9 protein-coding genes are annotated in these 12,011 nt (G+C 62.9%); 4 read left to right on the top strand and 5 right to left on the bottom strand.

The window, feature by feature from the left end:
• Window positions 1-251: 251 nt before the first annotated feature.
• Window positions 252-1,076: a hypothetical protein gene (locus F7D01_RS07850; RefSeq protein WP_151884805.1), complete on the bottom strand. Its 825-nt coding sequence runs from the start codon at window positions 1,074-1,076 to the stop codon at window positions 252-254.
• 327 nt (window positions 1,077-1,403) lie between these two features.
• On the opposite strand from F7D01_RS07850, the gene lnt reads away from it, so the two are divergent.
• Window positions 1,404-2,921: an apolipoprotein N-acyltransferase gene (gene lnt, locus F7D01_RS07845; RefSeq protein ID WP_225082058.1), complete on the top strand. Its 1,518-nt coding sequence runs from the start codon at window positions 1,404-1,406 to the stop codon at window positions 2,919-2,921.
• On the opposite strand, the gene F7D01_RS07840 is transcribed toward lnt, so the two are convergent.
• The 4 genes from F7D01_RS07840 to F7D01_RS07825 all read right to left on the bottom strand — a co-directional run bounded on the left by F7D01_RS07840 (window position 2,881) and on the right by F7D01_RS07825 (window position 8,148).
• Window positions 2,881-4,314 (bottom strand): bifunctional UDP-sugar hydrolase/5'-nucleotidase, encoded by a 1,434-nt coding sequence (locus F7D01_RS07840; RefSeq protein ID WP_215227123.1) that lies wholly within the window; start codon window positions 4,312-4,314, stop codon window positions 2,881-2,883. The genes lnt and F7D01_RS07840 overlap by 41 nt on opposite strands.
• Window positions 4,315-4,459: 145 nt before the next feature.
• A complete protein-coding gene (locus tag F7D01_RS07835) occupies window positions 4,460-6,640 on the bottom strand; it encodes a protein-disulfide reductase DsbD (RefSeq protein WP_215227122.1) in 2,181 nt (726 codons plus the stop codon).
• Between the two features lie 3 nt (window positions 6,641-6,643).
• A complete protein-coding gene (locus F7D01_RS07830; RefSeq protein WP_215227121.1) occupies window positions 6,644-7,345 on the bottom strand; it encodes a DsbA family protein in 702 nt (233 codons plus the stop codon).
• A gap of 2 nt (window positions 7,346-7,347) precedes the next feature.
• Window positions 7,348-8,148 carry a TlpA disulfide reductase family protein gene (locus tag F7D01_RS07825; protein ID WP_196847461.1) on the bottom strand — a complete coding sequence of 267 codons (801 nt, stop codon included), beginning with the start codon at window positions 8,146-8,148 and terminating at the stop codon, window positions 7,348-7,350.
• Window positions 8,149-8,242: 94 nt separating this feature from the next.
• Here F7D01_RS07825 and F7D01_RS07820 point away from each other — a divergent pair, with 94 nt between their 5' ends.
• From F7D01_RS07820 to F7D01_RS07810, 3 genes are all read left to right on the top strand, one after another.
• Window positions 8,243-8,902, top strand: a complete 660-nt coding sequence (locus F7D01_RS07820) for a response regulator transcription factor (protein ID WP_196847460.1) — start codon at window positions 8,243-8,245, stop codon at window positions 8,900-8,902.
• Between the two features lie 29 nt (window positions 8,903-8,931).
• Window positions 8,932-10,266 (top strand): sensor histidine kinase, encoded by a 1,335-nt coding sequence (locus F7D01_RS07815; RefSeq protein ID WP_215227119.1) that lies wholly within the window; start codon window positions 8,932-8,934, stop codon window positions 10,264-10,266.
• Between the two features lie 119 nt (window positions 10,267-10,385).
• Window positions 10,386-11,975, top strand: a complete 1,590-nt coding sequence (locus F7D01_RS07810; protein ID WP_371819566.1) for a bifunctional UDP-sugar hydrolase/5'-nucleotidase — start codon at window positions 10,386-10,388, stop codon at window positions 11,973-11,975.
• Window positions 11,976-12,011 lie beyond the last annotated feature (36 nt).

Here is a 12,011-nt window from a genome sequence, read left to right as displayed (position 1 = left end):
CAATGGATCCCACGAAGGCAGCTCGCACGCAGGGACGACGGATTCGAAAAACCGTGAAAGATCTACAACGCGCTCAAAAAGGCGGGCTCAACCGACGCGCCGAGAAGTTCATTCAGGAATGCGGAAACATCCGCACGGATACCCGCCGCCGGAACGCCGGTCCGATACACAAGCTCGTTCGCCCGGATGGCCCGCGCGAGCAGCATTGCCGGGGGAGCCGTGGCTCCGATAGGGGCCAAGTGCTTGCCATATTAATCGATGGCCATGGGCGCGAGACGTTCCGGCTCGCGCATGAGAGCCTCGCATGCGCGTTCGTAGGCATCGAACACGCGAAGCAAGGCACTTCGGCGCGGCGGCGTTTGCAGGACCTGCTCGGAGGTATGCAATCCGCCGATCGGCAGCTGGCCTTCGTCGAAACTGCGAAAGCCAGTGAACATGGCCTGCATATCGATAGCCGAAAGCGCAATATTGCTGCCCCCTTCGCTCCCCATTCGCGAGCGCATGACCATGCCGGTGCTGCCAGGGCTCGGGATAGTAATGCCGGCGGCCTGTCCGGCAGCGACTTGCGCGATACCTGCCTTGGCCGGCATGTATGCGACCTCCAGATCGCGACCGGGATCGAGGTTCGCGCGCCGTACCGCAGCCTGGAAAATAATATCGCCGCCACCGTTTCGGCCGGAGCCCATCGGCCCGCTGACGATAACCTTGTGGCCGCGCAACTCGGCAAAGCTGCGGATGTCCCGCGGCACCACCTCGAAGAAGCCGCGCCAGATGTTGATCGAGACGAGCCTCAGACCGAGATCAGGTGCTGCGAGCTGCTTCTTCGCCCCGATATAGGTCATGCCCAGAAAGGCATCCGCCTCGCCGGTTCGAAACATTGAATCGATCTCGGCCGATTCCTTGATCGGACTAAACGACAAGGGGAGGTCCGGTTCGAGAGCGAGTGCCAGCATGAGCGGAAAGACATGGGGGTTAGCCGCGGAGACTAGCCTCAGCGATGTATCGCTCCTTTCCAGCGCGGCAGAAAGGGATGCTCGTGGCACACAGCCGCTGGCGATTGATGCCGCCGCGGCCATAAGTACCGATCGCCTGTGCAACATGCGCCACTCCTACTGATCGAATGGATTGACGATCGAGGCTGGGTCTTACGGCAGCCTTAAGCCCAGTCGGAACTTGCTCTTTCAATCAGCGAGCCCACTCCTGCGAAAGTGCGCGCAGCCCGCTACGATCCCTGGCTGGTCAAGACGACAGCGACCAGGAAAACGATGCGCGCTCTATTGCCATCGATGAGCCGGGCGTTGCTGCCCATATGGGGATAGTCGTCACCACCCCTTTTGAAGGCCGCCTCCGGCAAGCCGTTCACGCTAAGCCGCGCTTAAGACACATGCGTTTTGGCACCTGCCATGTTTCGCCGGACTTCGCGCCTGTTGATCGCCGCCATCCTCGGAACCATCGCGGCGCAAGGCTTTGCGCCTGCCAATGCGACTGTCCTTTCGCTAGCCTCGCTTAGCGGCCTTTTCTACCTGATCCGCCACGATCGGGCTGCACCCATATTCTGGATTGTGACAGCCTACGCGGGAGCCATGTGGATTGTCGCGCTACGCTGGCTTCCGAGAGCGTTTGTGATGATGGACCCGCCAGCCGTTACGGCTGGCTGGCTGGCACTCGTCGCCTTGTCCGCGATCCTGTCGCTCTTCTGGTCCGTCCCCTTCGCCCTTGCCCGGAGATACGCCAACAGAAATCACGGCACGCAGCTCTTGGCGACAAGTTCGCTTCTAGCGCTCGGCGAATGGGCGAGGTCTACCACTATCATCGGTTTCGCGTGGAACCCGCTTGGCGCGATCTGGCTCGACGTTCCGGCGATCGTGCGGTCTGCTTCGGTTATCGGCATAACCGGACTCTCATTTGGGACGGTGCTTGCTGCCGGACTCGTTCTGCAGATCGCCGGGCATCCGCGACGTGTCGGGGCAAGCCTCGGATTTATCGGGGCCCTCGCAATCCTCCTCGGGCGTTCGTCGGTTGCTCCTCCTGATACCGCGCAGCAGGTCGCGCTGATCCAGGGCAACATACCGCAAAGGGTCAAATGGGACGAAAACCGGCTCGACGAGCAGGTGGATATCTATCTCGGTTTGACAGCCGGCATTTCTTCGACTGCGCCGGACATGCGCATCTTCTGGCCTGAAGCCGCGATCCCCTATGTTCTCGAGGACCGGAAGGCGGTGCTCGATGAAATCGGGAAAACGCTTCGGACCGGCGACATGCTCTTCGCCGGAGCTCTGGGGCGCGACGCCGACGGACACTATGCCAATAGTGTCTACCTGATCGATGCCAGCGGGCGGGTTCGCAACCGTTACGACAAGCGCATCCTCGTCCCGTTCGGGGAATATGTGCCGTTCGAGTCCTTGCTCGAGGCATTGCGCCTCGCCCGGTATGCCCCTGGCCGCGACGCCCTTGCGCCGGGGGCAGCGATCCCGGCCATTCCTTTGGCCGACGGCGAGGCAGGCGTGGCGATATGTTTCGAGGCCACTTTCCCCGGCTTCGGCTCCGGGTTCACTGCGCGCCCCGCTTACATCGTCAATCCCACGAACGACGCGTGGTTCGGTCCTGCCGGCGCTCCGCAACATCTGGCGCAGGCGCGCATCAGAGCGCTTGAGAACGGTTTGCCGGTGCTCCGCGCGACGCAGACGGGCATATCCGCGATAATCCGGTCCGATGGTTCGATCGCCGGGCATCTCGAGAGCGGTGTCCGCGGCGTTCTTGTCGGTCGTCTTCCCGCCGCTGCGCAGGCGACCGTGTTCTCAAAAATCGGCGCGGGCTACGTGCTCGTGTTCCTTGTCGGGTCCTTTGGCCCGATCCTGGCTAGCCGTCGGCGGAACGCCGTCAGACAAGGTCGATGGAACTTCCGACGGAAGCGTGAGTGAAGGGACGCGCGAGCCGTTTGCGCAGGGCTGTGATCGCATCGATGGGAAGCTGTCGCCGGTTCTTGCCGAACTGCGCGGGCACGCCCTGCTCGGTAATGAAGCCCACAGCATAAACGGCGCTATCATCCACCGGACGGCCTTCCAGAAACAGGCGCTCGATCCGCTGACCCTCGGGATTTTCGGCCTTGAAGGCGAGACCCACTCCGCGCATGCGCTTGATGTAACCGCCCATCTGGTCATAGGGATTAGCCGCAAAGGTTCGTTCGAGGTTTTCCTCGATCATCTGCCGGATTTCAGCGCCGGTCACCTCGGCAAGGGTGACGGGAGGATTGGTTGGAACCATGTTCCACAAATCGCCCAGCGTAATCGGTCCCGCCGGTATCGGCGCGCCGTAACGCCAACCGTTGGAGAAGGCGATCTGCGTACCGGCGACTTCGGCAATCGCCTCGAGCAGAAGATCGTCCATCGGGCTCGACAGCATGGCATAGCGATGCAGGGCTACATCGGTCCTGCCCACGACCTCGGCCATGACATCGCGTTCTCCGGCGAGTGCTTCGCTTACAGCGGCTTCGAGTGCCGGATCGGGAGAAACGCTTTCATCGACTGCGATGAGCGCGTGCGTCCAGCCGATGAGTTCGCCGTCCCGCAAATCGAGGTCGAGCCGTCCGACGAAGGACCCGTGGCAGCCGGACTGGAAGATGAGGCAGCCGTCGACCTCGATAGCATGCTCCATGCGGTTATGGGTATGGCCGCTGACGATCACATCTATGCCGGGCACATCCTTGGCAAACTGCACGTCCTGCGGGAAGCCGACATGGGAGAGTACGACCAGCAGATCGACATGCGGGCGCATTTGCGCGACGTGAGCATGAAGTTCCCTGGTGCCGATCTCGAAGCGCAGACCTTCGCTGAAATGAGGCGGCATGGTCTTGTCGACGATCGGACAGGCAAGGCCGATCAGACCGATCCGCAGCCCGGCGCGCTCAACAATCGTGGCGGCGGGCAGGAACAGCTCGCCGCTTTCCTCGCGATAGATATTCGCGGCCAGCACCGGATAAGGCAGCTCGCTGGCGAGCGCCTGCACCCGGTCCGGACCAAAGGCGAATTCCCAATGGAGCGTCATGGCATCGAAGCCCAGCTCGGCCACAAGCGGAGCAAGAGCTTTCGCCTCGTCCGCAACCGCGAAATGCGTCCCATGGAAGGTGTCGCCATTGTCCAGCGCCAGCACGCCGCCCGGATTGTCGGCGCGGGCACGCTCGAAGATCGTCTTGATGCGGGCTAGACCGCCTAGCGTCTCGAACATGGGAGTTCCATCGGCGCCATACCGGATCTCGTTATGCGGTTCGGCGTATCCATGAAGGTCGTTAAGCTGCAGTATCGTCAGGCGGGTCATGGTCTCGACCTCTCAGTTTTTCGTATTGCCAAGTGGGTTGCGCTGCGGTGCACCGCCAGCGCATCGGCAGGGGTGGGCATCTCTTGCTCTATCGCGATCGTGATCGAGGCTTACGTTCCGCTGCAGCCATCCCGGGCGAGGAGGGTCACGAAGCAGCCTCACCCACTTCCTCTGCCTTGCCGATGAGAACCTGCGGAGTAAGGACCTGCGGTAGCACCTCGGCAGCCTCGCCGGGCGCATAAAACTGGTAGAAGGGTATCGAGTTGCGCCCGTGATCGGCAAGATAGGCCGTGATCTCGGGGTCCTGACGCGTCCAGTCGCCCGTGAGTGTCACCACTCCGGCTTCGGCAAAGGCCTCCTGCGTCGCCTCGGTATCGATGGCAACGCGTTCATTGACCTTGCAGACCAGGCACCAGTCGGCGGTGAAATCGACGAAGACAGGAGTGCCTGCCGCCCGCAGTTCCGCCAGCCGGGCGGTGCTGAACGTTTCGTGGAGGTCCCCTTCCGCGACCTCGCCCGAGGCCGTCGCCGCGCTCGGCGCTTCGGGAATACCGACCGTGAGGACGGCTGCCAGCGCCAGCGCCGCTGGCGCGAGCGTCAGCCATCCTGCGGAGCCGCGCCGTTGGCGCAGGCCGTACCACCACAGGGACACGGCAAAGAGCGAGAGAACCAGCAGGCCCAAAGCCATTCCGTTAACGCCGGTCTGGCGACCGAGAAGCCAGGCGAGGGCCAGCGCCGTCGCGAACATCGGCAGTGACAGCATTTTTCGCAGCGTATCCATCCACGCGCCGGGCTTGGGCAGGCGCCGCTGGACCGCAGGAATGAAGGCGACGGCAAGGAACGGCAGCGCCATTCCCAGGCCCAGCATTGCGAATACCGCAAGGGCGAGCGGCGCAGGAAGCACGAGGGCCGCCCCGAGCGCGCCGGCCATGAAAGGCCCGCTGCATGGCATGGCGATGAAGGCGGCCAAAGCTCCGGTCGAAAATGCGCCGAGGAAGCCGCCGGTCTGGCTGCCGCGCGCAGCGAATGCGGGCATCGGCAATTCGAACAGGCCGGCTAGGTTCAAGGCGATAGCGCCGGTCAGGACAAGCAGCACCAGAATGACGCCAGGGGACTGCAACTGGAAGGACCAGCCTATTTCCATGCCGATGGCACGCAAGCCGATAAGCAATGCTCCGAGCAGAAGCGAGGTGGCAATCACGCCGGCCGCATAGCCCACCCCCTCCACCCGCGCCGCGCGCGGATCGCCCCCGCTCTTGGCGAGCGACAGCGCCTTCAGGCTGAGGATCGGAAAGACGCAGGGCATCAGATTGAGGAGCAATCCGCCAAGGAGCGCGCCGACGAGGGCAATGCGCAGGACATCGCCTGAGACGGCCTGCGTTGCCAAAGAGGGCGCGGCGACGCTTACCGTGGCTGGAGCCGGCTCGACCATCGTCGGCGATGGCTCCCGGTCCGCTTGTGACAGCATCTCGTCGTCGGAGATTTCGCCCGATTGCGCTGATGGTTGCGCGTTGGCCGACGAGCTCGCGACCGGGCGCGCGCTTACGAGATAGGATTTCGTCCCGTTTGAGAGAACGCCGCGAAAAGCCGTACCGGGGGCCGTTCCTGCGGCGGGAATGCGCAGGCTGACGCCATCGCCATTGCGGCTGACGGTCTGCTTTGCCGCGGCATCGAACCAGTCTTCCTGCTCGGGGAAGAGGCGGTAATTGCCTCTTGCTACCCCAGCGGACGAGAACACCCAATCTTTTCCGTCGCGGGTCAGCGTCGCGCCGCTGAGCGGTTTGGGCATGGCCCTTTGCGCTGCGGCGACGATCCGTGCTCCGGCAGCATCGGGGGCTCCCGATCCGACCTCCAGATTTGCCGAAAGCGTCGCGCGTTCGGGTACGCACAGCGTATCGGAACAGACCAGCCAGCTGAGCGCGACTTCGACGGGCAAGGCTGTTCCTGGCGCGAGAGATTGCGGCACTTTCATCGTGGCGAGAAGCGTGAACGGTCCGTCGTGAACATAGCTTGCGATACCCTGCACATCGAGCAGATGGGGTGCCGGATGGCGCAAGGACGAAACGGAGACGCCGGCCGGCACATCCCAGTCCGCTTCGACCGGCAGGCCCGCCGCACCGGGATTGGTCCAATATCCATGCCAGCCCGATTCAGGCTTCATCCTGATCGCAAGCGTCACCGATTCCCCGGGCTTGGGCGTCCGTGTTTCGAAGGCGAGCGATGCCTCGATATGGCGTTCCTGTGCGGATGCAGGAGCAAGGGCGATGACGCCGACCCCGAAGGCCAGCGTCACCAGAAGCGTAAGCAGGCGGCGCAAGACAATCATGGATTATGCCTCCTTGCCTGCCGCATGCTCGGCGTTGAATCGCCTCGCCTCTGCAACCGCGCGCGTAAGGCCGGCATAATCGACCGCGCCGGGGATCATATATGGCCCGACCAGCATGGCAGGGGTACCCTGCAGGCCCATCTGGGCAGCCTGCATGGCCGTCCTCCGCAGGACGCCATCGATGTCGTCCTCACGGGTTTCCATATCGCGTTCTAAACGGGCAAAATCGATGCCGGCGGCGGCGGCGGCGGCCCTGATCTTTTCCGAACTCAGCTTGCCGTCGGTCCGCATGAGCGCGTCGTTGAACTGCCGGTGCTTGTTCTGCCATTGCGACGCGATCGCCATCCGCGCGGCCTCTTCCGATGCAGGGCCGAAGATCGGCCAGTCGCGATAGACGATCCGGACCTTTCCATCTTCCTGCGCCAGGCGTTCGAGTTCTGGGTGAATCTTGCGACAGAAGGGACACTGGTAATCGGAATAGCTGATGATAGTGACATCATAGCCTTCCGGCGCGAGTTTGGGGGCGATCGGGTCATCGGCGATCTCGGCGCGCGCCGCCATGGCTTCGGCGCTCGCCGCGGTGTCCTCATCCGAACCCGCATCGCCTTGCGATGCGGGGTCTCCCTGCACCAACTGGGTGGTCACCAGCGCGGTGCCTCCCGCCGTTGCGAGCAGCAATGCAGCGACCAAGGGCCATCTAGGCATGGTCAGTCTCCTTGAAGTTGTTGAAGCTTATCGGACAGGGCTGCCCGTGAAATTTCACCGACATGGGTGGCGACGATCTCGCCCTCGGCATCGACGAAGATCGTGGTCGGAAGGACACCGTTGCCGGCCACGTCCATGAGACCCATCTGCTTGTCGAGCACCACCGAGCGCGGCGATATCCCGCTCGCGAGCAGGTAGTCGGCAACGGCCTGCCGGTCCTCACCTTGGTTGGCGAGCAGTATAGGGATGTCCGAGTTCGCCGCTTCCTCGGCGAGCATGGGAAGCTCCCGTCGGCAAGGCGGACACCAGGTCGCCCACAGATTGATCGCGAACGGCTTGCCCGCGAGATTTTCAGGCGTGATCTCGGTGCCATCCATTCCGACCAGGACCGGCAAATCGGGAAGGGGCCGGGCTTCGGGTTGAAGCATGGCCGAGGCGGCGAACCAGATTGCGGCGAGGACCGCCAGCACGCCGAGAGCCCTGCGCATCGCGCGCACCGGGCGCATTCGCCAGGCCAGAATTGCAGCGGTCGCGAGCAGTCCGGCCCAGGCTGTGAACCCGCCTTGCCAGACAGCGAGTACAGTCCACGGATCCACCGCGTAGGCCTCCCAATGAAGCACGACATAAGCGACCCTTGCCGCCACGAGGCCGACGAGGACGGCCATGCCTGTCGCGGGCGCGGCCCTGCCGTTTTCGGCAACCAGGATCCGATCGACCAAGAACAGGAATGCTATCAGCAGGCCGACTGCCAGCAGGCGATCGGCTGCGAATGCGAGAGGTCCAAGGGAAACGCTGCTGCTCATCGCGGGCCATCTCGGGACCGCAGCTTAAGCGAGACTTACGGCGGTTAAGACTGCTATAAGCCGCAGGCGTCATTCGCCGCTATCGGAGGTTCGAATGCGAATTCTGGTAGTAGAAGATGACGAAGTGCTACGCGAGGGGCTCGACGCCGGCCTCTCGCTCGAAGGGCATACGGTAGATCTTGTCGAGACCTGCATGGATGCGCGGGAGGCTGCTGCGAGCTATTCGTATGACGCCCTGGTTGTCGATATCGGTCTTCCGGACGGGTCGGGGCTCGATCTCGTTCACGACTTGAGGCGTTCCGGCAACACCACCCCGATACTTGTCCTGACGGCCCGAACGATGGCAGAGGACCGCATCGAAGGCCTCGACCGCGGCGCGGACGATTATCTGGGTAAGCCGTTCGATCTGGGCGAACTCGCCGCACGGCTGCGGGCTCTGGTTCGCCGGGCCAACGGTCGCACCGAGCCAAGCGTCACGATAGGACCGCTCGCGATCACCCTGGCAACACGCCAGGTGACGCTGAAGGGCCAAGAGATCGAGCTGTCACGCCGCGAATTCGCAGTGCTCGAAGTGCTCGTGCGCCACCCCGGTCACGTGATCTCGCGTTCCCAGATCGAAGAGGCAATTTACGGTTGGCAGGAGGAAGTCGGCTCGAACGCCGTCGAGGTGCACATCCACAAGCTTCGCGGCAAGCTTGGGACGAATTTCATCGAGACCGTGCGCGGTGTCGGCTACAGGGTACGCGAACAATGACATCGCTAAGGATACGCCTCTTCCTTCTGGTGGCAGCGGCCACCGCTATCGTGTGGGCCCTGGCTGCTGCCTGGACCGTGCTGAGCGCGCGCGCCGATGTCGAACGGGTGCTCGACCGAAGATTGCAGGAGGCTGCCATGATGGTGGCTTCGCTCGGCTACGATACGCAGCAGAAATCGGATGCGGCGCAAAGCGGTGCCGCCTCCGTCGCGCTGCCGTCCTATGATCAGCAGCTCTCGTGCCAGATCTGGTCCGTTGGCGGGCAGTTGCTTGGCGCCTCGCAGGGTGCGCCCGGGGCTGCGATGTCGGACGGCGAGGCGGGATTCAGCGAGCGGATGATCGCTGGCAATGCCTGGCGGGTCTATACGCATGTCTCACAGGACAGCGGCTTGCGGGTGATGGTCGGAGATACGATTGCGATGCGCAGCCGGCTTATCGCCGATCTCATGCGCGGATTGATCGTTCCGGCCACGATCGGCCTGCTCGCGCTCGCGTTGCTGCTCTGGATCGGGATCGGACAGGGCCTTTCGCCGATCCGGCGCATAGCCGCGGAAATCGGTGATCGTCGCCCCGACGACCAGTCTCCGCTCGTGGTCGACCGCGTACCGGATGAACTATCCCCGCTGACCCGGGAAATCGATGAGCTGTTCGCGAGGATAGCGCTCCTGCGGGATGGTGAAAGGCGATTTCTGGCCAGTGCCGCGCATGAAATGCAGACCCCGCTGGCCGGTCTCAAGACGCATGCGGAAATTGCCCTGTGTACCGAGGACGAGAATGCGCGCCGCAAATCGCTGGAGCGCATCAGGCAATCCGTTGACCGCACCACACGCCTGGTTCGTCAGCTGCTGGATCTTGCGAAGGAGCGCTCTGCCAGGGTGCCGGCCACCGAAGCCTCCGCAGCGCTCGGTGACGCCTTCGATGAGGTCATCGAGGAGCTAGAGCATCTGGTTGCCGAGCGTAACGCCAGCGTCCAGATAAGCCAAGCGGCCAGGGATTTTGTGGCACCCTTGCCGCGTAATTCACTGGTCATTGCCCTGCGCAATCTGATCGAGAACGCCCTTTTGCACGGTCCAGCGAACAGCGAGGTGCGGGTGGATTCGGATGGTACGGGGTTTTGCGTGCGAGACGCAGGGCCCGGCCTATCGGACAGCGCGAGCCGGGCGATGCTCGAGCCTTTCACGAGGGACCCGGGCTCGAAGGCTCCGGGAAGCGGACTAGGTCTTTCCATCGTCAGTTCGGCGCTCGCGCCCGCCATGCGTCTGCATTTCGAGCGCATCGCCGGCGGATACCGGGTGTGCGTCCTGCCGGCAGAAACGCAAGTGCTGCCGGAAGAGGTCGCGACCGACGCCAGCGAGTTCGCTTGAGGGTCCATCCAGGATGCGCGAGAGGGCCTCGAATTGCCGTCTCGCCGCACCCTCCGTAAGGATGCCTTAAGGCAGGTTTTGTCTGCACGCGCGCACGAAATCTGAGAAGGTATTTGCCAATGAACATTCTGCGCACGTGCGTAATAGCCATGGCTGCGGCCACTCCCGCGATCGCGGAGGACGACAGGACGTCGCGTCACTCATCGCCGACGACGATCACCATCCTGCACACGAACGACATCCACGGTCGCCATGTTCCGTTCGAGGCCGCCCCGGGGGACGCTACCTCGCAAACAGGCGATCCCGGGCGCAGTCCCGCGCAGTTCGACCAGGCAGGTATGGTTGGCGGATTCCAGTATCTGGCGGGGAAAGTGGGTGAGATTCGCAAGCGCGAGGGTGAGAACAAGGTTCTCCTTCTCGATGCCGGCGATACATTCAGCGACGATTATGTCGGCAATCAGACACGCGGAGAGGCGATCATATCGCTGATGAACGCGCTGGGTTACGACATGATGGCGCTGGGCAACCACGATTTCGACTACGGAGTCGAGCGCACAAGGGAACTGCAGGACCTTGCGGACTTCCCGATCAGGGGCGCCAACGTTACCGAAAACGGCGAACCTGTCTTCGGCCAACCCTGGAAAGTTTTCACTGTCGACGGGGTCAGGATAGCGATCCTGGCCCTCACCTATCATTCGACCGACAAGACGGCGAGCGCGCAGAGCATTGCCGGACTGACCTATTCGAGCGGCATCGAGGCAACACGCCGCTATCTGCCTGAAATGCAGCGATCGGCGGATATCGTGATGCTGCTGTCACACCAGGGCACGGCCACCGACCGCAAGCTTGCGCGCGAACTCGATGGCGTGGACATCATCGTCGGCGGGCACTCGCACGATATTATTCGCCAGCCCGAACTCGTTGACGGAACATGGATTGTCCAGGCCATGGCCGACGCGGCAGTCCTCGGCGAACTGCGCCTGGAAGTCGGCGCGGACAAGAAGCTGCGAAAGGTTACCGGCGCAGCACACCAAATGTGGAACTACCAGATAAAGCCGGATGCAGGTATTGCCGAACTCATATCCCGGATCGACGAGCCCTTTGCCGAGGCCATGAATGAAGTGCTGGCCTATTCGGTCGACCGCATTCCCCGCGATTACCGCTCGGAAAGTCCATTCGACAAGATGGTCGGCGAATACATGATCGAGGAAACCGGTGCCGATGTGGCCCTGATGCCGGGCGTTGGATACGGCATTTCGATCTACCCCGGCAACGTGACGCGCGACCGTCTTTACACGCTCCTGCCCCACCCTGCGAAACTGGTGACTTTCGAAATGAAAGGCAGCGATCTTCTTGCTGTCCTGGAACAAAGCGCGACAAACCAGAATCCGGGAGATCCCATGAAGGTGGTCGGCGGGCTGGTGCAAGCGGCCAACATCGGCTGGACAGTGGATCTTAACCGGCCTCTGGGCGAGCGCGTAAGCGAGGTGACGGTCGGCAACACACCTATCGACCGTGAGCGCTGGTACAAGGTCGCGACCAATTCCGGGATGGCGAACGGACTTCACCGCTACGATTTCTCCGGCATTCGCGGCAAAGAGGTCCACGAGCGCAGCGTCACACAGCTTGTCGAAGACGTCATGAAGCGCAAGCGCGTAATTTCCCGTCCGGCGAGCGGATCGACCCGCCTGGTCAAGGTCTACGAGTAAGGCAGACAATGCGAGGCTCGGCGTGCCGTACCGACG

The sequence above is a fragment of the Erythrobacter sp. 3-20A1M genome (assembly GCF_018636735.1).
Lineage (GTDB): Bacteria > Pseudomonadota > Alphaproteobacteria > Sphingomonadales > Sphingomonadaceae > Alteriqipengyuania.
This window is presented reverse-complemented; position numbering and strand designations above follow the sequence as displayed.

Excerpts from the sequence above, each read along its gene's own strand:
- F7D01_RS07850 (WP_151884805.1), bottom strand. The coding sequence starts at position 1,076 with ATGGCCGCGGCGGCATCAATCGCCAGCGGCTGTGTGCCACGAGCATCC.
- lnt (WP_225082058.1), top strand. The coding sequence starts at position 1,404 with ATGTTTCGCCGGACTTCGCGCCTGTTGATCGCCGCCATCCTCGGAACC.
- F7D01_RS07840 (WP_215227123.1), bottom strand. The coding sequence starts at position 4,314 with ATGACCCGCCTGACGATACTGCAGCTTAACGACCTTCATGGATACGCC.
- F7D01_RS07835 (WP_215227122.1), bottom strand. The coding sequence starts at position 6,640 with ATGATTGTCTTGCGCCGCCTGCTTACGCTTCTGGTGACGCTGGCCTTC.
- F7D01_RS07830 (WP_215227121.1), bottom strand. The coding sequence starts at position 7,345 with ATGCCTAGATGGCCCTTGGTCGCTGCATTGCTGCTCGCAACGGCGGGA.
- F7D01_RS07825 (WP_196847461.1), bottom strand. The coding sequence starts at position 8,148 with ATGAGCAGCAGCGTTTCCCTTGGACCTCTCGCATTCGCAGCCGATCGC.
- F7D01_RS07820 (WP_196847460.1), top strand. The coding sequence starts at position 8,243 with ATGCGAATTCTGGTAGTAGAAGATGACGAAGTGCTACGCGAGGGGCTC.
- F7D01_RS07810 (WP_371819566.1), top strand. The coding sequence starts at position 10,386 with ATGAACATTCTGCGCACGTGCGTAATAGCCATGGCTGCGGCCACTCCC.